The 21917-nt window shown below is 68.6% G+C and carries 14 protein-coding genes; 3 read left to right on the top strand and 11 right to left on the bottom strand.

All coding sequences use genetic code 11. The features are described from left to right. Window positions 1-25: 25 nt before the first annotated feature. The 10 genes from ACIBAE_RS06225 to ngcE form a co-directional block, all read right to left on the bottom strand. Window positions 26-1192, bottom strand: a complete 1167-nt coding sequence (locus tag ACIBAE_RS06225) for a hypothetical protein (RefSeq protein WP_399282667.1) — start codon at window positions 1190-1192, stop codon at window positions 26-28. Window positions 1193-1354: 162 nt separating this feature from the next. Continuing rightward, window positions 1355-2866, bottom strand: a complete 1512-nt coding sequence (locus ACIBAE_RS06220; RefSeq protein ID WP_399282666.1) for an amino acid permease — start codon at window positions 2864-2866, stop codon at window positions 1355-1357. Between the two features lie 151 nt (window positions 2867-3017). After that, window positions 3018-4931: a 1-deoxy-D-xylulose-5-phosphate synthase gene (gene dxs, locus ACIBAE_RS06215; RefSeq protein ID WP_399282665.1), complete on the bottom strand. Its 1914-nt coding sequence runs from the start codon at window positions 4929-4931 to the stop codon at window positions 3018-3020. A gap of 207 nt (window positions 4932-5138) precedes the next feature. Beyond that, window positions 5139-6437 (bottom strand): sugar ABC transporter permease, encoded by a 1299-nt coding sequence (locus ACIBAE_RS06210; RefSeq protein ID WP_399282664.1) that lies wholly within the window; start codon window positions 6435-6437, stop codon window positions 5139-5141. Beyond that, window positions 6434-7222, bottom strand: a complete 789-nt coding sequence (locus tag ACIBAE_RS06205; protein WP_399282663.1) for an ATP-binding cassette domain-containing protein — start codon at window positions 7220-7222, stop codon at window positions 6434-6436. The genes ACIBAE_RS06210 and ACIBAE_RS06205 overlap by 4 nt, the downstream gene beginning before the upstream one ends. Before the next feature lie 234 nt (window positions 7223-7456). Next, window positions 7457-8524, bottom strand: coding sequence for a substrate-binding domain-containing protein (locus ACIBAE_RS06200; RefSeq protein ID WP_399283047.1), 1068 nt, complete (start codon window positions 8522-8524; stop codon window positions 7457-7459). A 169-nt stretch (window positions 8525-8693) separates the two neighbouring features. Continuing rightward, a complete protein-coding gene (locus tag ACIBAE_RS06195) occupies window positions 8694-9893 on the bottom strand; it encodes an ROK family protein (RefSeq protein ID WP_399282662.1) in 1200 nt (399 codons plus the stop codon). 229 nt (window positions 9894-10122) lie between these two features. Next, on the bottom strand, window positions 10123-11058 hold the full coding sequence (locus tag ACIBAE_RS06190) for a carbohydrate ABC transporter permease (protein ID WP_399282661.1): 936 nt from the start codon (window positions 11056-11058) through the stop codon (window positions 10123-10125). Continuing rightward, window positions 11058-11981 carry a carbohydrate ABC transporter permease gene (locus ACIBAE_RS06185; protein ID WP_399282660.1) on the bottom strand — a complete coding sequence of 308 codons (924 nt, stop codon included), beginning with the start codon at window positions 11979-11981 and terminating at the stop codon, window positions 11058-11060. Before ACIBAE_RS06185 ends, ACIBAE_RS06190 begins: the two co-directional genes overlap by 1 nt. A gap of 83 nt (window positions 11982-12064) precedes the next feature. Further along, complete coding sequence (gene ngcE, locus ACIBAE_RS06180; protein WP_399282659.1) at window positions 12065-13510, bottom strand: N-acetylglucosamine/diacetylchitobiose ABC transporter substrate-binding protein; 1446 nt, start codon at window positions 13508-13510, stop codon at window positions 12065-12067. Window positions 13511-13993: 483 nt separating this feature from the next. Between ngcE and ACIBAE_RS06175 the strand changes: the two genes are divergently transcribed. The 3 genes from ACIBAE_RS06175 (at window position 13994) to ACIBAE_RS06165 (ending at window position 18963) form a co-directional block, all read left to right on the top strand. Then, the gene (locus ACIBAE_RS06175; protein ID WP_399282658.1) at window positions 13994-17836 is read left to right on the top strand and encodes a GH92 family glycosyl hydrolase; all 3843 of its coding nucleotides are present in this window, start codon (window positions 13994-13996) and stop codon (window positions 17834-17836) included. A gap of 96 nt (window positions 17837-17932) precedes the next feature. Beyond that, window positions 17933-18763 (top strand): Scr1 family TA system antitoxin-like transcriptional regulator, encoded by an 831-nt coding sequence (locus ACIBAE_RS06170; RefSeq protein ID WP_399282657.1) that lies wholly within the window; start codon window positions 17933-17935, stop codon window positions 18761-18763. Next, the gene (locus tag ACIBAE_RS06165) at window positions 18760-18963 is read left to right on the top strand and encodes a DUF397 domain-containing protein (protein ID WP_399282656.1); all 204 of its coding nucleotides are present in this window, start codon (window positions 18760-18762) and stop codon (window positions 18961-18963) included. The genes ACIBAE_RS06170 and ACIBAE_RS06165 overlap by 4 nt, the downstream gene beginning before the upstream one ends. Before the next feature lie 171 nt (window positions 18964-19134). On the opposite strand, the gene acnA is transcribed toward ACIBAE_RS06165, so the two are convergent. Beyond that, window positions 19135-21849 carry an aconitate hydratase AcnA gene (gene acnA, locus ACIBAE_RS06160; protein WP_399282655.1) on the bottom strand — a complete coding sequence of 905 codons (2715 nt, stop codon included), beginning with the start codon at window positions 21847-21849 and terminating at the stop codon, window positions 19135-19137. Window positions 21850-21917: the final 68 nt, after the last annotated feature.

Raw genomic sequence — 21917 nt, 5'->3', positions numbered from 1 at the left:
GCCTGTGGACGCGCCCGCCGGACGGTCAGATCCGCCGCCACGCCTCCAGCGCCAGGCCCGTCTCGGCCTTCTGACGGGCCACCCGCAGCGAGCCGTCCGGGCCGGTACAGGCCAGCACCACCCGTCCCCGCCCGTCCAGGGCGAGCGCGGGGACGCCCACGCACGCCTCGCCGGTCGGGGTCCAGTGGAGGCCCGCCGACTCGTCCTCCGTCGGATAGGCGGCGATGTGCGGGCGGCCGCCGGGGCCGCGATGGGCCAGGATCGTGCAGTCGTGTCCGTCGACGGGGGTACGGAGCAGTGCGAGCGGACCGCTGCCCCGGCCGCCGAGTACGGCGGGTTCGGTGCCGGGCCGCCAGGCGCGGACGGTGTGGTCACCGGGGTCACGCCAGAAGAAGGTCAGCCGCCCGCCGCCGGTCCGCTCGGCGGTGATCGTGCCGGGCGCGACCCGCGCCGCCGGCTCGTCCCCGGCCCCGGCACGCCGCAGCGGGGCGTCGTGCCGCTCGCGCCGCCAGCGCACCACCGTGTCCTGCGCCGGTACGAGGAGGTCGATCAGCCCGTGGTCGGTCACGGCGGCGGCCGCTTCGCCGGTCAGCGCCGTACCCTCCGCGTCGGCACCGCCCCAGGGCAGCCAACGGCCGGTGGGCGACTGGTTCTTGGCCGAGAGCCCGCCGTTCGCGTTGCGCAGGAACAGGTGCATCGAGCCGGTGGTGTCCACGACGGCGGACGGCGGCCCGATGCGTTCGCCCTTCTCGCGGTCGTTGCCGTGCGGATTGCCCAGGGACTGCCAGTCGCGCAGCGGGCGGCCGCTCTGGAACTGGATCGCGTGGACGAGATCCGTGTCACCCGGGCCTTCGGCGCGCGGGCGCCTGCGCATCCCCAGCAGGTGGACGAATCCTCCGGCGCTCTGCGCGACGGAGAGATACGGCAGCAGGCCCCGGACGGGGAACAGTTCGGGCCCGGTCCAGTCGGGGCCGCCCAGCCGGGTCTCCGTCCAGCGGAGCACCCCGTCGGCGGTCGGCGCGTAGGCCGTGAGCCGGCCGTCCTTGCCGCGCAGCAGCCAGCCGGTGGTCCCGGGGAGTGCCTCGTCCGTGGTGATCGCGGGGCGCGTACGGCGCGTGTTCCGGGCCGCGCCGGATCCCCCGCCCGCGCTGTCCTCCGACGACTCCGATGTCCTTCCGGACCGTGGTGTCATGCCCGACCGCCGCCTTCCCGAGCGCAGGAAATCAGAGGGCGATCGTACGCGCCGGGTGCGCGGCGCCCCGGACGGCGCGTCAGCCGGTACGCCGACCGCCGGGCGGGGGCCCGGTTGCCACCGCCGAGCCCGGCGGGTTCCCGGAGCGCCCCAGGCGCGGCGTCAGCGCCCGGCGCGGGCCTTGCCGAGGCGGCTGTGGCCGCGTCCGTAGACGGCGTACACCACGAAGCCGACGGCCATCCAGATCCCGAAGCGGAGCCAGGTCTCGGAGGGCAGGTTGAGCATCAGCCACAGCGAGGCGAGCACGGAGGCGGCCGGCAGGAACGGCACCAGCGGGGTGCGGAACGCGCGGGGCAGGTCGGGGCGCTGCCTGCGCAGGATGACGACGCCGATCGCCACCACGATGAAGGCGAACAGGGTGCCGATGTTGACCAGTTCGGCGAGTTCCGAGATGGAGGTGAAGCCCGCGACGAGGGCCACGATCAGCCCGAGGAGGACGGTGGAGCGGTACGGCGTGCCGAACTTCGGGTGGACGTGGGAGAAGGTCCTGGGCAGCAGCCCGTCGCGGCTCATGGCGAAGAACACCCGGGTCTGGCCGAGCAGCAGGATCATGCAGACCGAGGTGAGTCCGACGGCGGCGCCGAAACTGATCAGGCCGGCCCAGAAGGGGTGACCGACCGCCTTGAAGGCGTCGGCGAGCGGGGCGTCCACGGTGAGTTCGGTGTACTTCTGCATGCCGGTGACGACGATCGAGACGGCGACGTACAGCACGGTGCAGATGATGAGGGAGCCGAGGATGCCGCGCGGCACGTCGCGCTGCGGGTTGCGGGTCTCCTCGGCGGAGGTCGCGACGATGTCGAAGCCGATGAAGGCGAAGAAGACCACGGCGGCGGCGGTGAAGATGCCCATGACGCCGAAGTTGCTGGGGGTGAAGCCGAAGATCACCTGGATCAGCGGGGCATTCAGTCCGCTGCCGCCGCTGACGGGCCGGGACGGCGGGATGAACGGCTGGTAGTTGGAGCTGGTGATGTAGAGCGCGCCGACGATGATGACGATCAGGACCACGGTGACCTTGACGGCGACGATGACGGTGGTGACCCGCGAGGAGAGCTTCACACCGAGGATGAGGATGCCGGTCAGGACGAGTACGAGGAGGAAGGCGAGGAGGTCGAAGCCGAACTTCCCGCCGTGCGTGCCGGAGAGGGCGTCGGGCAGTCCCGCCCCGGCCGTGTCGAGCAGCGAGCGCACATAGCCGGACCAGCCGACGGCGACGACCGCGCAGCCCAGTGCGAGCTCCAGCACGAGGTCCCAGCCGATGATCCAGGCGGGCAGCTCGCCGAGCGAGGCGTACGAGAAGGTGTACGCGGATCCGGCGACCGGCACCGTCGAAGCGAACTCGGCGTAGCAGAGGGCGGCCAGGGCGCAGACGATGCCGGAGACGACGAAGGCGAGCGCGGTGGCGGGTCCCGCGTTCTCCTTGGCCACTTCGCCGGTCAGGACGAAGATCCCCGTCCCGATGATCACGCCGACGCCGAAGACGGTCAGATCGAGCGCGGAGAGGGACTTGCGGAGCGCGAATTCGGGATCCTCGGTGTCCTTGATCGACTCCTCAACCGTTTTGGTGCGGAACGCGCCGTTTCCTGGCGGTTTCGTGCCGTCCCGCTGCGTACTCACCGGCGTACCTCCGTGTGGGCGTCGTTCCGGCAATGATCGGGGCGTCACGGCATCCGATTACCTGGCAACCGCACCATTCACACGAATGGGCCGATCGGATACCCGTGCGGGCGGCCGATCGGCCCATCAGCGAATCGTTCCAGCGGCGGGATCAGTCCCGCGCGACCTCGGTGGGCGAGTCCACCAGCCGGCCGTCCAGCTTCGCGACCAGGCCGGTGACCTGGCGTGCGATGTCCGGTGCGGTCAGCCCGATCTCGGCCATGACCTCCTTGCGGGAGGCGTGGTCGAGGAAGCGCGGCGGGATACCGAAGTCCCGCAGCGGTACGTCGACCCCGGCGTCCCGCAGCGCCTGGGCGACGGCGGAGCCGACCCCGCCGACACGGCTGTTGTCCTCGACGGTGACGACCACGCGGTGCTGCTCGGCGAGCGGGGCGAGCGCCTCGTCGACGGGCTTGACCCAGCGCGGGTCGACGACCGTCGTCGTGATGCCCTGCTTGTCGAGGAGAGCGGCGATCTCCAGACACATCGGGGCGAGCGCTCCGACGGAGACCAGCAGGACGTCGGCCGTGCCCTCGTCGGGCCTGCGCAGCACGTCCATGCCGCCGATCCGGCCGACGGCGGCGACCGCCGGGCCGACCGCGCCCTTGGAGAAGCGGACCACGGTCGGGGCGTCCTCGACCTGGACCGCCTCGCGGAGCTGGGCGCGGACCTGGTCGGCGTCGCGCGGGGCGGCGATCCGCAGACCGGGCACACACTGCAGGATCGACATGTCCCACATGCCGTTGTGCGAGGCGCCGTCCGTACCGGTGACGCCGGCCCGGTCGAGGACGAACGTCACTCCGCAGCGGTGCAGGGCCACATCCATCAGGACCTGGTCGAAGGCGCGGTTGAGGAAGGTCGCGTAGACGGCGAAGACCGGGTGGAGCCCGCCGGTGGCGAGGCCCGCCGCCGAGACCGCGCCGTGCTGTTCGGCGATCCCGACGTCGTACACCCGGTCGGGGAACGCCTTCGCGAACTTGTCGAGACCGACCGGCTGGAGCATGGCCGCGGTGATCGCGACGATGTCCGCGCGCTCCGTGCCGAGCTTGACCATCTCCTCGCCGAAGACCGAGGTCCAGTCCATCCCGGCGGCGGCGATGGGCAGCCCGGTGTCGGGGTGGATGGGACCGATGCCGTGGAAACGGTCCGCCTCGTCCTGCTCGGCCGGCTGGTAGCCGCGGCCCTTCTCGGTCAGGCAGTGCACGATGACGGGCCCGCCGAAACGCTTCGCCCGCAGCAGTGCGGACTCCAGCGCCTCGATGTCATGGCCGTCGATCGGGCCGACGTACTTCAGGCCGAGGTCCTCGAACATGCCCTGCGGGGCGATGAAGTCCTTGAGGCCCTTCTTCGCGCCGTGCAGCGTGTCGTAGAGCGGCCTGCCGACGACGGGCGTGCGCTCCAGCAGGTCCTTGCCACGGGCCAGGAAGCGCTCGTAGCCGTCGGTGGTGCGCAGGGTCGCCAGGTGATTCGCCAGGCCACCGATGGTCGGCGCGTACGAACGCTCGTTGTCGTTGACGACGATGACGAGCGGACGGTCCTTGGCCGCGGCGATGTTGTTCAGCGCCTCCCAGGCCATGCCGCCGGTCAGCGCGCCGTCACCGATCACCGCGACGACGTGGTCGTCCTTCTTCAGGACCTCGTTCGCCTTGGCCAGGCCGTCGGCCCAGCCCAGCACGGTGGAGGCGTGCGAGTTCTCGATGATGTCGTGGTCGGACTCGGCGCGCGACGGGTAGCCGGACAGGCCGCCCTTGCTCTTGAGCTTCGAGAAGTCCTGACGCCCGGTGAGCAGTTTGTGCACGTACGCCTGGTGGCCCGTGTCGAAAAGGACCTTGTCCTTCGGTGATTCGAAGACGCGGTGCAGGGCGATGGTCAGCTCGACGACACCGAGGTTGGGGCCGAGATGGCCACCGGTCTTGGATACGGCGTCCACGAGAAAAGACCGGATCTCTCCGGCCAGCTGGTCCAGCTGCTCCGGGCCGAGCCGGTCCAGATCGCGCGGTCCCCTGATGTGGGTCAGCAACGCCACCCGTGCCTCCTTGCGTTTTGAGCTGGTCGAGCTTGCCGATCTGCCGAGTCTAATGTTCCGCTCCGGCGCTCGGTCAGCGGGCTGTGCGTTGTATGTCACCCGATCGGATGTATGTCGGATGTATGTACGTCATATCTGCGCTCTCCGGACGCAGCCGTGCCCGGCACCCAGGACTCGGGTGCCGGGCACGGCCCGCGGGAACCGCGGTCAGGCGCGACCCGCGGTCTTCTGGGTCTTCCGGGTGACGGCGTCGATGACGACGGTCGCCAGGAGGACCGCGCCGGTGATCATGTACTGGATCGGCGAGGCGATGCCCTGCAGGGCGAGGCCGTACTGGATCGAGACGATCACCAGTACACCGAGCAGCGCGTTCCACGTGCGGCCACGGCCGCCGAAGAGGCTGGTGCCGCCGATGACGGCCGCCGCGATGGCGTTCATCAGCAGGTCGCCACCGCCCGCGCCCTGGTTCGCCGAGGCGATCTTGGAGGCGATGAAGAGACCGCCGACGGCGGCGAACGTACCGGCGATCGCGAAGATCGAGACACGGACCAGCTCGACGTTGATACCGGCGCGGCGGGACGCCTCGACGCTGCCACCGAGCGCGAAGACCTTGCGGCCGTACGAGGTGCGACGCAGCACGAAGTCGGTCAGGACGAGCACCGCCAGGAAGATCACCACAGCAAGGGGCAGCCCCTTGTACTGGTTGAACACGGTGGCCGCGGCCAGGGCCAGCACCGCGAGCAGGGCCGTCCGCAGCAGGATCTCGCTGAGCGGCCTGGAGGGCACGCCGGCCACCTCGCGGCGCCGGTTCTCGAAGAACGACGTCAGGAAGAACACCGCTACCGCGACGACGGCGAGACCGTAGGCGGCCGCGACATCGGTGAAGTAATAGCTGGTCAGCTGGGCGACCAGGCCCTCGGAGTCCAGGTTGATGGTGCCGTTGTCGCCCAGGATCTTGAGCATGAAGCCGTTCCAGAACAGCAGACCGGCCAGCGTGACCGCGAAGGCGGGCACACCGATGCGGGCGAAGACGAAGCCGTGGATCGCGCCGGCGACCGTACCGGTGAGGATGGCGAGGACGAACGCCAGCCACTCCGCCATGCCGTGCGTGACGCTGAGCACGGCGAAAGCGGCTCCGGCGACACCGCTGACCGAACCGACCGAGAGGTCGATCTCGCCGAGCAGCAGGACGAAGACGATACCGACGGCGATCATGCCGGTGCCGACCATCGCCACGGAGATGTTGCTGAGGTTCTCCGCGGTGAGGAAGTTCGAGTTCAGGCTCTGGAAGATCGCCCAGATGATGATCAGACCGACGACCACGGGTATCGAGCCCAGGTCACCGGCGCGCATCTTGCGCTTGAACTCCGACAGGTAGCCGGCGAATCCCTGCTCGCGGACGAGCAGCCGCGGGTCGACCGCGGTGACCGCGCCCTGCGCGGCGGCGGGGGCGTCGACCGGGGCAGCGCCCTGGCCGGTCGGCGTGGAGGTCTTTTCGATCTTCACTTCTGAACCTCCACATTGCGCGACGCGCGACGGGTCACGGCGTTCTCCGTGGCACCCGTGATGGCGGCGATGATCTCTTCCTGCGAGGTGGACGCGACGTCGAAGACGCCGTTGTTGCGGCCCAGCCGGAGCACGGCCACCTTGTCCGCGACGGCCTTGACGTCCGCCATGTTGTGACTGATGAGGAGGACGGCGAGGCCGCGCTCCCGGAGCCTCTCGACGAGGTCGAGGACCTGGGCGGTCTGCTCGACGCCGAGGGCCGCCGTCGGTTCGTCGAGGATGACGAGCTTGGGCTCGCCGAGCATGGAGCGGGCGATCGCCACGGTCTGGCGCTGACCGCCGGAGAGCGAGGCGATCGGGATCCGGACACTCGGGATGCGGATCGAGAGCGTCGTGAGCAGCTCGCGTGAGCGGCGCTCCATCTCGACCTCGTTGAGGACACCCCAGCTGCGGAGTTCACGCCCGAGGTAGAGGTTGCCGACGACGTCGATGTTGTCGCACAGCGCGAGGTCCTGGTAGACGGTCGCGATGCCCAGGTTCTGGGCGTCGTGCGGCTTGCCGATCGAGACGGGCCGGCCGGCCCACTCGATGGTGCCGTCATCAATGGGGTGCACGCCGGCGATGGTCTTCACCAGCGTTGATTTACCGGCACCGTTGTCGCCCACCAGGGCGACCACCTCGCCGGCGTGGACCTCAAGCTCTACGTCGGTGAGCGCCTGGACGGCACCGAATCGCTTGGAGACCCCTCGCAACGCCAACACGGGCGTAGCGGTCACGTGAACCATCTCCTTCGCCGCCTGACCGGCGGGGATGCCGCGCCGGGGGGAGGCGCGGAGGTCGAGCAGAAGAGTACGGAAGGGAGCCGGCCGCGACGAGCGACGGCCGGGGGCCCGTGGTGAGTGTTCCGTCCGGCACCCCGCCCTGGCTGCGGGGCTGTTGATGGGCGGGGTGCCGGACAGGCATCACCCTGAGCAGGTCGCCGGGTGGAACCGGCGGCCGGGCGGACCCGGCGCGGGGACCTACTTCAGGCCGGCCGCGTCACAGGCGGCCTTGTACTGGGCGGTGCAGATCTCCTGGACCGTGTAGACGCCGTCCTTGATGACGGTGTCGTTGATGTTGGCCTTGGTCAGGGAGACGACCGGGACGAGCACCGACGGGACACCCTGGGTGGTGGGGCTGTCCACGGTGGACGTGGCGATCGAGTCGAGCTTCTCGCCCTTGGCGAGCGCGACGGCCATCTGCGCGGCGACGTCGGCCTCGGGGGCGTACGGCTTGTAGACGCTCATGAACTGCTCGCCCGCGAGGATGCGCTGCACACCGGCGAGTTCGGCGTCCTGGCCGGTGACCGGCGGGAGCGTGGCGAAGCCGGCGGCCTTGAGGGCGGTGATGATACCGCCGGCCATGCCGTCGTTGGCGGAGTAGACGCCGATGATCTTGTTCTTGCCGAGGGCGGAGATGGCGCCCTCCATGTTGGCGTTGGCGTTCTCCGGCTTCCACTCCTTGGTGTCGTACGACTTGCCGATGTTCACCTTGCCGTCGAGGACGGAGAGCGCGCCCTTCTTGAACAGCGCGGCGTTGGGGTCGGTGCTGGCGCCGTTCATCATGACGATGTCGCCGGACTTGGCCTTCGCGCCGAGCTGCTCCAGGAGGGCGGTGCCCTGGACCTTGCCGACCTCTTCGTTGTCGAACGAGGTGTAGCCGTCGATCGGACCCTCGGCCAGGCGGTCGTAGGCGACGACCGGAATACCGGCGTCCTTGGCCTTCTTGACCGAGCCGGCGATGGCCTTGGAGTCCACCGCGTCCACGATCAGAACGTTGACCTTGTTCGTAATCATGGTGTCGACCTGCTGGTTCTGCGTGGTCGCGTCCTGCTTGGCGTTGGCGTAGATCACCTTCGCCTTGCCGTCGGTCAGCTCGCCGATCTTCTTCTCGATGAGCGGCTTGTCGAACTTCTCGTACCGGGCGGTCTGGTTCTCCGGCAGGAGCAGGCCAATGGTTATCGAGTCCGTCGAGCTGGGCTTGCTCGACGATTCAGCCTTGTCGCCGGACTCCTTGGCACTGCCACAGGCGGCGAGGGAGACGGCCATCGCGGTGGCCGCGGCGGCCACGGCGGCACGACGCACAGAAGCGTTCACTGAAAAAACCTCCCTGACGAGGCCGCGTCGTTGCGGCCGAGGTGGCTGGAAGTCAACTCCCGTACGGGGGCGGCGTCAAGGAGTTAATACTTAACGAGATGACAACGGTGCCATTCGTTATCTAAGTGAAGGCAGGCGCGTTGACCGAAAGCGAGCTCTCCAAAAGGGTCGAATCACCCATTTCGCTCAGAACGAGCGCGAGCGCGCCGAGCACTTCGGCCCGGCTGCCGAGCGCTCCGGGCAGGACGGCGAGCTGCCGGGCCGCGCTCGGGATGGCGTAGCGGGAGACCGACTCCCGTATCGGCCCGAGGACCAACTCCCCCGCCTCCGCGAGGTCCCCGCCAAGAACGACCCGGCTGGGATTGAGAAGGTTGCACAGGTTCGCCACACCGCTGCCGATGTGGCGGCCGACGTCCGCCACCACCCGGCGGCAGCCCGGGTCGCCGTCCCGGGCGAGCTGCACGACCCGCTCCATCGTCAGATCCACTCCGTGGCTGGACTGGAGGAGCGGCAGGACGTAGCGGGCCGCCGTGAAGGTCTCCAGGCAGCCGCGGTTGCCGCAGCGGCAGACCGGGCCCGACTCGTCCAGCGTGATGTGCCCGATCTCGCCGGCCGTACCGCCGGGGCCGCGGTAGATGTGACCGTCGATCACCAGACCCGCGCCGACACCGCTCGCGACCTTGATGTACGCCAGGTCCCTGACCCCTCGGCCGCTCCCCCAGACGAGCTCGCCGAGCGCGCCGAGATTGGCGTCGTTGTCGACGTACACCGGCACGCCGAGCCGCCCGGCCAGCTCCTCGCTGGGGTTGATCCCGGTCCAGCCCGGCAGGATCGAGGTCGAGCCGAGGGTGCCCGACTCCACGTCGATCGGCCCCGGGACGCCGAGGCCGACTCCGATCACCTTCTGACGGCTGACCCCGGTCTTCACGATCAGCCGTTCGACCAGTTCCTCGGCCCGGCCGAAACCCTGTGCGGACGAGGCGTCCACGTCGAGCGGTTCGGACTCCTCCGCGAGCACCTGGTGGGCGAGGTTGCCGACGGCGACGCGCAGATGGGTGTGGCCGAAGTCCACCCCGACGACGATGCCCGCGTCCCCGCTGAGGGAGACGCTGCGGGCCCGGCGGCCGCCCGCCGAGGTGGGTGTGACCTGAACGGTGCCGCCGTCCTTCAACTCGCGAACGATATTGGAGACCGTGGCCGCCGACAGTCCCGTGGACCGGGCGATCTCCGCCTGGGTGAGCGATCCGGCCATCCGCACCGCACGGACGACCCGTTCGAGGTTGGCCCGGTGCAGAGACGACTGTGACCCTGGAGTCTTCACGACTCATCCACTCCTGCCCTTGGCAGGCGGCACGACCACCGCCCCCGGCCGGGGTCGCGCCTATGAGACCCCGACGTCTCTCCAACTTGTGAACCCTAAGCTCAGCCTTTCCGGTTGCTCCCCGTCAAGACCTTGAGCGAGTACGGCTCGGGCGCACCACGCGAAGAACCGTCCGCCGGCGCGGGCCGGCGGACGGTTCGCCCGTACTCGGTGGAAGGGGGAGGGCCGCCTACTTCAGCGCTCCCGCCGTCAGACCGGCGACGACCTGGCGCTGGAAGACGATGTACGCACCGAGCACCGGCAGCATGGCCATCACCAGCCCGGCGAAGAGCCCCGACCAGTCGCCTTTGTAGCCCTGGCTGTTGGCGAGGGCGACCAGGCCCTGGGTGAGCACCCGGTTTTCCGGCTCGGTGTTCAGCACCGTCGGCAGCAGGTACTGGTTCCACTGTCCGAGGAAGTTGAAGATGCCGACGCTGATCAGGCCCGGTTTCGCCATCGGCAGCATCACCTGGAAGAACGTCCGGGTGTGCGAGGCGCCGTCGATGATCGCCGCTTCCGCGACCGAGGTGGGAAGCGTCCTGAAGAACGCCGTCAGGAAGAAGACGGAGAACGGCAGCGAGTAGGCGATGTAGACGAGGATCAGACCGTGGATGGAGTTCAGCAGGCCCAGGTTGTCCATGACGTAGAACAGCGGGACCAGCGCGAGGATGACCGGGAAGCTCATCCCCCCGATGAACAGGTAGTAGATGAAGCGGTTCCCGGGGAATTCGAAGCGTGCCAGCACATACGCGGCCATCGAGCTGAGCAGCATGGTGCCGATCAGTGAACCGCCCACCACCAGAACGGTGTTGAGGAAGTAGTCGCTCATGTGTGCCTGGGTCCAGGCGCGCGACCAGTTCTCGAAGTGCAGGGTGTCCGGCAGCGACCAGGGCGTGGTGAAGATGGACTTGTCGTCCTTGAAGGACGTCATCACCGCCCACAGCAGCGGCAGCACGACGAGGACGGCCCAGATGACGAGCACGCCGTGCGAGAAGGCGTTGATCACGCCGCCGCTCTTGTTCCCGCCGGGCGCCGGGGCGTCCGTCCCGGCCACGACGGGCGGCGGCGCGACGGCATCGTCCGGCGGCGGGGTGCCGGCCGGCCCGGTGGTGTCAGTGGTCTTCATCAGTACTCCAGCCGCTCACGTCGACCCATGCGCATCACGAGGGCGGAGAACGCCAGCGTGACGACGAGGAGGGCGACACCGATCGTGGTCGCATAGGCCGCCTGGCCGTCCCGGAACGCCTTCTGGTAGACGAGCAGGATGAGCACATTGGTGGACTCGGCGGGCCCGCCCGGTCCCACGGTCATGATCTGGACGACCGCGAAGGACTCCGCGCCCAGGGCGAGGATGCCCATGTAGACCCACCCGGACTGCACGGTGTCCCACAGCAGAGGCAGCGTGATCCGGAAGAAGGTGGTGACGCGGTTCGCGCCGTCCAGCAGGGCGGCCTCGTAGAAGTCCTTGGGGATGGAGGCCATGCCCGCGGAGAAGAGGACCACGAAGAAGCCGACCTGGCTCCAGACCAGGACCGCCATCACGCACCACAGGGCGAGGTCCGGATCGCCCAGCCAGTCGGGCCGCACACTGTCCAGGCCGACCGCGCCGAGCGCGGAGTTGAGCGCCCCGCTGTTCGGGTTGTACGCGAACTGGAAGAGCAGCGCCACGATGGCGATCGAGAGCACCTGCGGGAAGAAGTACACGATCTTGTAGAACGAGGAGCCGCGGACGCCCGCGATGGCGGCCCCCTTCCGGCGGCGGCCGCCGACGTTCAGCATGAACGCGAAGAACAGCGCCAGGCCGAGCACCACCACCGGCAGCAGAAGCGCGAAGGTCAGGCTGTGCTGGAGCGCCTTCCAGAAGGATTCGTCGTCGAGCAGCCTGCTGTAGTTGCCGAGGCCGACCATCGTGAAGTCCGGGCTGAGACCCGACCAGTCCGTGAACGAGTAGTAGATGGACTGGATGAACGGCCAGATGACGAAAAGCGTGTAGATGGCCAGGGGTACGGCCAGGAACCCCACGATGAACCGGTATTTGCCGTGCTGCATGTCTCCCGACCCCGAATCTCCGGCGGGCGCCGCCGTACTGCCTTGGGGGGAACCGGAGGCCCCGGGCGGGGCCTCCGGTCGCGTCACTGGTGCTTGTAGTGCTTGATGGACTGGTCCTTGGCCGCCGCGTCCGCGTACGCCTGGGCGTTCTTGACGGCCTCGGCCGGGGTGATGCGGCCCGCCATCAGCTCGCCGAGCACGCCGGTGCCGATCTTCTCCTTCTGGAGGGCGACGTACCAGTCCTGCAGGCGCGGGTTGAGGACGTTGTCGCCCGCCTTGGTCAGCGCGTCGACACCGGACTGGAGCGCGGTGGACAGGGTGAGGCCGTCGGTGCCGCCGTTGAAGGCGCTCAGCGACTTCACCTTGGAGGTGAAGTTCTTCGACGACTCCTCGCTCAGCATGACGCGGAGCTGCTCCATGCCGCCGTCCGGGTTCTTGGCGTTCTTCGGGACGACGAAGGGCTCACCGCCGGACGCCCAGATGGTGCCGAAGGGGAGCTTGTCCGAGCTGTCCAGGCTGGACGGCGCGGCCACCTTCATCTGGAAGTCCGCCGGCGTGGTCTTCGCCGCCTCGTTCTCCACCCAGGAGCCGTTCGGGATGAACAGCGCCTTGCCCTCGGTCCACGCGGTCTGCGACTGGATGTGGTCGAGACCGGGGGTGCCCTGGAGGATGTAGCCCTTCTTGAAGAGCTCGTAGTACGCCTCGAAGGCGGCCTTCACGGCCGGGTGCTTCCAGGCGCCCGGCTCCAGGTTGTCGATGGCGTCGAGGACCTCGCGGCCACCGATCTTGCCGATGAACGGGTAGAGCGAGAAGGGGATGTAGTACGGGTACTTCCCGGCGTACGTCCAGCCCGCGATGCCCTTCTTCTTGGCCTTCGCGCAGAGGGCCAGCATCGCGTCCCAGTCCTCGGGGTACTGCGCGTCGAGCTTGTCCAGCGCGGTCTGCGAGTACCACACGCCGTACACGGTGTAGGCGTAGTACATGATCCACACGGGGTCGCCGTCGAACTGGCCCATCTCGACGATGCCGGGCCGCAGCGTGTCGCGGACCTTCTTGGCCGGGTCGTCGAAGGACGGGGCGTCCAGCAGCGGCGTGAGGTCGGCGAGCTGCTTCTTGCCGACGAGGACGCCCATGTCCATCTGCTCGGCGCCCGAGTTGTCGATCAGGTCCGGCGGGGTGCCGCCGTTGAAGCGCGGCTGGAGCTGGGACTGGATCTTCTGGGTCGGGGTGAATTTCACCTTCGCCTTCGGAAAGACCTTGTTGTACCCCTTGACGGCGTCCGTGGCGTATTCGGTGCCGAATCCGCCGTCGAAGAGCACGAAGTCCAGCGGTGCGGTCTCGTTCACACCGAGCGGGTTCTTCGCGGACGCCTTGCCCTTTTCGACCTTCTGATCCTTCCCGCTGTCACTGCTCGCGCACGAAGCCAGGAAGCTCATCGTCGGGACGGTGATCACGCCGATCGCGGCGGAACGCTTGATCAGGTCACGACGGCCAAGGCCCTCGCTGTTCTGAGCGGAGGTGGATCCCATGCTCAAGTCCTCGCCTTCTCCAGGACTCAGGCGGTGTACCGGTCGCCCGTCCTTCTCGCCTGAGGCGAAGGGCCCCCGCCACCGCGGTCAAATGAAGCTGGGTCGTGCAGGATGCCGTACTGGACGCGCGGGAGGTCCGGCCCGAACGGCCGGCCGGGGGTGGGCAGAGCCCTCCCCGCCGTCCTCTTTCCCCCTGGTCCTTCGCCACGGTGAACGTCGGCGCCGGATGCCGACAGGTATAGTCCACTTCCCGTTAACTGGGCAAGATCGAGAGGTAGTTGGGGCTCCAGTCTTTCCCTAGTTGAGACCTCGCGGATATACGGGTGGCCCCGGAGCGCCGCCGCCCGGCCATCTTCGCAGTGACTGACTCCACATCAGCTGTCACGTCAACCCCCTTGACACCATCGGCCGCTTGCCTCCTACTGGACCCCGCGAAGATGTGACAACGTTGTCCAACTTGGTTACGCAGGAGGAATGGCCCGTATGCAGCAGAAAACCGGACCCCGGCGCAGACAATGGCATAGCGCCGCCCTGGTGGCGGCCGCCTCGCTGCTTGTCGTGACGGCGCAGTCCGCGGCGATAGCCCAGCCCACGCAACCGCGCCCGGCGGAAAAGGAATTCGCGTCTTCTTTCGAAGAGGACCAGGTCCAGCCGGACTGGCGCAACACCGTCGATGTGGGACGCGACGGAAAGAGGCGGGCCTCCGGCATCGACGGCGGATTCACGTCGGGAATCCCGGGCAATGTGACCGACCAGGTCGTGGGACTGCGGGCGAGCAGCGAGTACGCCGCCTCGGGCGAGACCAAGGAGAATCTGGTCGATGTCCAGCCCACCACGAAGTGGCTGGCGTTCGAGCGGTCCGGCTGGGTCGAATTCGATCTGGCCGCGCCGGTCAAGGTCGTCACCTATGCGCTGACCTCGGCGAACGACCACGCCGAGCGCGACCCCAGGGACTGGACGCTCCAGGGGTCCCTCGACGGCAAGGAATGGCTGGACCTGGACACCCGCAAGGGTGAGACCTTCGGGGCACGCTTCCAGACCAAGTCCTACGACATCGGCGACGCGGCGGCCGCCTACCCGCACTACCGGCTGAACATCACCGCGAACAACGGCGGTACGGACGCCACCCAGCTGGCCGATGTGCAGTTCTCCAACGGCGATACGGGCGCCCCCGCGGCCCAGGACATGCGTACCCAGGTCGACCGCGGCCCGTCCGGTTCGCCCACCGCCAAGTCCGGCATGGGATTCACCGGAAAGAAGGCCCTGAAGTACGCCGGTACGCATCAGCCGGACGGGCGAGCGTATTCGTACAACAAGATCTTCGACGTCAATACGGCCGTGAAGAGCGACACCGCGCTCTCGTACCGGATCTATCCCGCCATGGCGGAGACGGATCTGAACTACCCGGCCACGAACGTGTCGGTCGATCTCGCCTTCACCGACGGCACCTATCTGAGTGACCTGAAGGCGCTCGACGAGCACGGCGGCCTGCTGACCCCGCAGGGTCAGGGCGCCGCCAAGCGCCTCTACGTCAATCAGTGGAACCAGGTCGACGCCCGGATCGGCTCCGTCGCGGCCGGCAAGACGGTCGACCGGATCCTGGTGGCGTACGACTCCGCCAAGGGCCCGGCGAAGTTCCAGGGCTGGATCGACGACATCTCCTTGGCCCCCGAGGCGAAGGAGAAGCCCCTGGCGCACCTGGCGGACTACGCCTCCACCGTCCGGGGCACCAACTCCAGCGGGTCGTTCTCGCGCGGCAACACCTTCCCGGCGACCGCGGTGCCCAACGGCTTCAACTTCTGGACGCCGGTGACCAACGCCGGCTCGGACAGCTGGCTGTACGAGTACAGCAAGGGCAACAACGCCGACAACCTGCCCACCCTGCAGGCGTTCAGCGCCAGCCACGAGCCGAGCCCGTGGATGGGTGACCGGCAGACCTTCCAGCTGATGCCGTCGGCAGCCGCGGGCACCCCCGACGCGAACCGTACGGCCCGGGCGCTGCCCTTCCGCCACGAGAACGAGACCGCGAAGCCGTACCAGTACGGCGTCACGTTCGAGAACGGTCTCAAGGCCGAGATGGCGCCGACCGACCACGCGGCGATGATGCGCTTCACCTACCCGGGTGCGGACGCGAGCGTGGTCCTCGACAACATCACCAACGCCGGCGGGCTCACCCTCGACCCGAAGACGGGTTCCTTCACCGGCTACTCGGACGTCAAGAGCGGCCTGTCGGCCGGCGCGAGCCGGATGTTCGTGTACGGCGTCTTCGACGCGCCGGTCACCGCGAGCGGCAAGCTGACCGGCGGCGGAGGCGACAACGTCACCGGCTACCTGCGCTTCGACGCGGGCAAGAAGCGGACCGTCACGCTGCGCCTGGCCACCTCGCTGATCAGCGTCGACCAGGCCAAGAAGAACCTCGCCGACGAACTCCCCGCCTCGGCCGGCTTCGAGAAGGTCAGGGACCAGGCGCGCAAGGCCTGGGACGACATCCTCGGCCGGGTGGAGGTCGAGGGCGCCAACCGGGACCAGCTGACCACGCTCTACTCCAGCCTCTACCGGCTGTACCTCTACCCGAACTCCTCCTTCGAGAACACCGGTTCGAAGTCCCGCCCGAAGCAGCAGTACGCCAGCCCGTTCTCGGCGGCGACCGGACCGAACACCCCGACCCGGACGGGCGCCAAGATCGTCGACGGCGAGGCGTACGTCAACAACGGCTTCTGGGACACCTACCGGACCACCTGGCCGGCCTACTCCTTCCTCACCCCGAAGAAGGCGGGCGAGCTGGTGGACGGCTTCGTCCAGCAGTACAAGGACGGCGGCTGGATCTCCCGCTGGTCCTCCCCCGGCTACGCCGACCTGATGACCGGCACCAGCTCGGACGTGGCCTTCGCCGACGCGTACGTCAAGGGCGTCGACTTCGACGCCGAAGCGGCGTACGAGGCGGCCCTGAAGAACGCGACGGTGGTCCCGCCCACGTCGGGCGTCGGCCGCAAGGGCATGGAGACCTCGCCGTTCGTCGGCTACGCCTCCACCCAGACCCACGAGGGCCTGTCCTGGTCGATGGAGGGCTACGTCAACGACTACGGCCTGGCCGAGATGGGCGAGGCGCTGTACAAGAAGACCAAGAAGGAGCGGTACAAGGAGGAAGCCTCCTACTTCCGCAACCGCGCCCAGAACTACGTCTCGCTCTTCGACACGAAGGCCGGCTTCTTCCAGGGCCGTAACCTCCAGGGCGACTGGCGCGTCCCGTCCGAGAAGTTCGACCCGCGCGTCTGGGGCTACGACTACACCGAGACGAACGGCTGGGGCTACGCCTTCACCGCCCCGCAGGACTCGCGCGGCCTGGCCAACCTGTACGGCGGCCGTTCCGGTCTCGCGGACAAGCTCGACACGTACTTCGCGACTCCCGAGACGGCCGGGGCGGAGTTCGTCGGCTCGTACGGCGGCGTCATCCACGAGATGACCGAGGCGCGCGACGTCCGGATGGGCCAGTACGGCCACTCCAACCAGGTCGCCCACCACGCCACGTACATGTACGACGCGGCCTCGCAGCCCTACAAGACGCAGGAGAAGGTCCGCGAGGTCCTCTCCCGCCTCTACACCGGCAGCGAGATCGGCCAGGGCTACCACGGCGACGAGGACAACGGCGAGCAGTCCGGCTGGTACCTCTTCTCCTCGCTCGGCTTCTACCCGCTGGTGATGGGCAGTGGCGAGTACGCGATCGGCGCGCCGCTCTTCACCAAGGCGACCGTCCACATGGACAACGGCCGCAAGCTGGTCGTCAAGGCGCCGAAGAACAGCGCGAAGAACCTCTACGTCCAGGGCCTGAAGGTCAACGGCAAGGCCTGGAACTCGACGGCGCTCCCGCACGACGTGCTCGCGAAGGGCGGCACGCTGGAGTTCGACATGGGCGCCAAGCCTTCGGCGTGGGGCACCGGCAAGAACGCGGCGCCGGTCTCCATCACGCAGGACGACAAGATCCCGTCGCCGCGCACCGACGCGCTGACCGGGTCGGGTCCGCTCTTCGACAACTCCTCGCGCACGGAGGGCCCGGTCGATTCCGTGGAGCTGCCGGTGGCTTCGGCGACCCAGGCGGTCCAGTACACCCTGACGTCGTCAACGGCGGCCAAGGCGCCCACCGGTTGGGTGCTTCAGGGATCCGCCGACGGCACGACGTGGAAGACGCTGGACACCCGGTCGGGTCAGTCCTTCGCCTGGGACAAGCAGACCAGGGTCTTCACGGTGGCCAAGCCGGGCACGTACGCGAAGTACCGCCTGGTGAGCGGCGGTCCTGCCACGCTGGCTGAGGTGGAACTGCTCCGGTAGTCCCCTCAGTTGTGTCAGCGGGCCACCGGCGCGAGCCGGTGGCCCGCTTCTCGTTCGCGGCACACACATTGCCTCCGATTGGCTACGCTCAGTGACATGAGCCAAGCCAAGACCCTGGACCCGTACGCCGACCCCAGGGCGTTCTACGGAGCGGAACTCCGCCGCCTGCGCGAGGGCGCCGGGCTGACCCAGGATCAGCTCGGCGACCGGGTGTTCTGCACGGGCTCATACATCGGCCAGTTCGAATCGGCCAAGCGGCCGCCGCAGATGGACATGTCCCGGATGTTCGACGAGGTGCTGCGGAGCGGCGAGCACCTCCAGCGGCTGGCCCGGCTGGCCCGCACGACGAAGGTCGCGGACTACGCCGCGAGCGCGGTGGCGCTGGAGCCGTCGGCACGGACCATCAGCGAGTACTCGCCCCTGGTCGTGCCCGGCCTGCTCCAGACCGAGGGATACGCGCGGGCCATCACGCGCGCCGCGCTGCCCTTCGCTCCGGCGGAGCAGGTGGAGGGGTACGTCCGCACCCGTATCGAGCGCCAGCAGATCCTGGAGGGCGACAGCGCCCCGGCGTTCTGGAGCGTGCTGCACGAGGCGGCGCTGCGCGTCCCGCTCGGCGGCTCCGACTGCATGGGCGAGCAGCTCAGACACCTGGCCGCGCTCGGACGCTCGCACCGGGTCATGATGCAGGTGCTGCCCTTCGCCGCGTCGGCTCACGCGTTCGTGCAGGAAACCTTCTCGCTGATGACCTTCGACGACGCCCCGGTCATGGTCTACTCCGAGGGCGCACATACCGGACAACTCATCGACGAGCCGGCGGTGATCCGGCGTTTTCAGAGGTCCTACGATCTGGTCAGAGCCAACTCGTTGTCCCCGACGGCCTCCCTCGACTTCCTCGAATCGATGGCGAAGGACCACACGAGACGATGACCGCACCTGATCTGAGCGGCGCTGCCTGGAAGAAGTCCTCCTACAGCAACGGCGAGGGCGGCGCGTGCGTCGAAGTCGCCGACAACGTCCCGGACGGGGTCACCGTCCGCGACACCAAGAGCGCCGGGGGGCCGGCACTGGTCTTCAGGTCCGAGGGCTGGGCGCCGTTCGTCGCCGCGATCGGCGACGGCACGCTCTGATCCGCACGACGGCCGGTCCGTCTGCTCGCCCCCTCCTACCCGCCGTGTGCCCGCTCGCACGCACACACGCCCGCACGCACACACGCCCGCCCGCCCGCACACACGGCGAAGGGCCGCACCCCGCGTGGCGCGGGATACGGCCCCTCTTCCTTCTGCCGCCTGCGCCTTGGGCTACTTGCGGATCAGGCTGCGCAGCACGTACTGCATGATGCCGCCGTTGCGGTAGTAGTCGGCCTCGCCCGGGGTGTCGATGCGGACGACCGCGTCGAACTCGACGCCCGTGTCCGTGCTGACCTTGACCGTGCGGGGGGTGGTGCCGTTGTTCAGCTCCGTGACGCCGGTGAAGGAGAAGGTCTCCTCGCCGGTCAGGCCCAGGGACTGCGCCGAGGCGCCCTCCGGGTACTGGAGCGGGAGCACCCCCATGCCGATCAGGTTCGAGCGGTGGATGCGCTCGTACGACTCGGCGATGACGGCCTTGACGCCGAGCAGCGCGGTGCCCTTGGCGGCCCAGTCACGGGACGAGCCGGAGCCGTACTCCTTGCCGGCCAGGACGACCAGCGGGGTGCCGGCCGCCTGGTAGTTCTGGGAGGCGTCGTAGATGAAGGAGACCGGCGCGTCCTCGACGGTGAAGTCGCGGGTGTAGCCGCCCTCGGTGCCCGGCGCGATCTGGTTGCGCAGGCGGATGTTGGCGAAGGTGCCGCGGATCATGACCTCGTGGTTGCCACGGCGGGAACCGTACGAGTTGAAGTCGCGGCGCTCGACGCCGTGCTCGGTGAGGTACGTACCGGCCGGGGTGTCGGCCTTGATCGCACCGGCCGGGGAGATGTGGTCGGTGGTGACCGAGTCGCCCAGCTTGGCGAGCACGCGGGCGCCGGTGATGTCGGCGACCGGGGTCGTCTCCATCGTCATGCCGTCGAAGTAAGGGGGCTTCCGCACGTAGGTGGACTGCGGGTCCCACTCGAAGGTGTTGCCGGTCGGGATCGACAGCGCCTGCCACTGCGCGTCGCCCGCGAAGACGTCCCGGTAGGACTTGTTGAACATGTCCTCGCCGATGGCGCCCGCGACGACGTCGTTGACCTCGGCCTCGGTGGGCCAGATGTCCTGGAGGTAGACCGGCTTGCCGTCCTGGTCGGTGCCCAGGGCGTCCTTGGTGATGTCCACCTTCATGGAGCCGGCGAGGGCGTACGCGACGACCAGCGGCGGGGACGCCAGGTAGTTCATCTTGACGTCGGGGTTGATCCGGCCCTCGAAGTTGCGGTTGCCGGAGAGCACCGAGGTGACGGCCAGGTCGTGCTCGTTGACGGCCTTGGAGACCTCCTCCGGCAGCGGTCCCGAGTTGCCGATGCAGGTGGTGCAGCCGTAGCCGACGAGGTTGAAGCCGACCTTGTCGAGGTAGGGGGTGAGCCCCGCCTTGTCGAAGTAGTCGGTGACGACCTTGGAGCCGGGGGCGAGGGTGGTCTTGACCCACGGCTTGCGGGTCAGGCCCTTCTCGACGGCCTTCTTCGCCACGAGCGCGGCGGCGACCATCACGTACGGGTTGGACGTGTTGGTGCAGGAGGTGATCGCGGCGACGGTGACGGCGCCGTGGTCGATCTCGTACGTCGAACCGTCGGGGGCCGTGACCAGGGTGGGCCGGCTCGGCACGCCGTTGGAGGAGGCCGGGGCGTCGGAGGCCGGGAAGGACTCCTTGCCCGCCTCCTCGTCCTCGGAGACGTAGTTGCGGACGTCCTGCGCGAACTTCTCCTTGGCCTCGGCCAGGATGATGCGGTCCTGCGGGCGCTTCGGTCCGGCGATGGAGGGGACGACCGTGGAGAGGTCGAGCTCCAGCTTCTCGGAGAAGTCGGGCTCGGCCGCCGGGTCGAGCCAGAGGCCCTGCTCCTTGGCGTACGCCTCGACGAGGGCGACCTGCTGGTCGCTGCGGCCGGTCAGGCGCAGGTACTTCAGCGTCTCGTCGTCGATCGGGAAGATCGCGGCGGTGGAACCGAACTCCGGCGACATGTTGCCGATGGTGGCGCGGTTCGCGAGGGAGGTCGCGGCGACACCCTCACCGTAGAACTCGACGAACTTGCCGACGACGCCGTGCTTGCGCAGCATCTCGGTGATCGTGAGGACCAGGTCGGTGGCGGTGGTGCCGGCGGGCAGCTCACCGGTCAGCTTGAAGCCGACGACGCGCGGGATGAGCATGGAGACCGGCTGGCCGAGCATCGCGGCCTCGGCCTCGATGCCGCCGACGCCCCAGCCCAGCACACCGAGGCCGTTGACCATGGTGGTGTGCGAGTCGGTGCCGACGAGGGTGTCGGGGTACGCCTGGCCGTTGCGGACCATGACCGTACGGGCCAGGTGCTCGATGTTCACCTGGTGGACGATGCCGGTGCCCGGCGGGACGACCTTGAACTCGTCGAAGGCGGTCTGGCCCCAGCGCAGGAACTGGTAGCGCTCCTTGTTGCGGCCGTACTCCAGCTCGACGTTCTGGGAGAAGGCGTCCGCCGTGCCGAACTTGTCGGCGATGACGGAGTGATCGATGACCAGCTCGGCCGGGGCCAGCGGGTTGATCTTCGCCGGATCGCCGCCCAGCTCCTTGACGGCCTCACGCATGGTGGCGAGGTCCACGACACAGGGCACACCGGTGAAGTCCTGCATGATCACGCGAGCCGGCGTGAACTGGATCTCCTGGCTGGGCTGCGCCTGGGAGTCCCAGCCGCCGATCGCCCGGATGTGATCGGCGGTGATGTTCGCGCCGTCCTCCGTGCGGAGCAGGTTCTCCAGCAGCACCTTCAGGCTGTAAGGGAGGCGCGCGGAGCCCTCGACCTTGTCCAGCTTGAAGATCTCGTACGACTCGTCGCCCACGCGCAGCGTGCTGCGGGCGTCGAAGCTGTTCGCCGACACGACAGTCTCCTTCATCAATGTGCGCGTACTACCGCCATGCTGCCGCCCCGACTCCTCGCCGATCCGCT

This window comes from Streptomyces sp. NPDC051569, assembly GCF_044454085.1.
Classification (GTDB): domain Bacteria; phylum Actinomycetota; class Actinomycetes; order Streptomycetales; family Streptomycetaceae; genus Streptomyces.
This window is presented reverse-complemented; position numbering and strand designations above follow the sequence as displayed.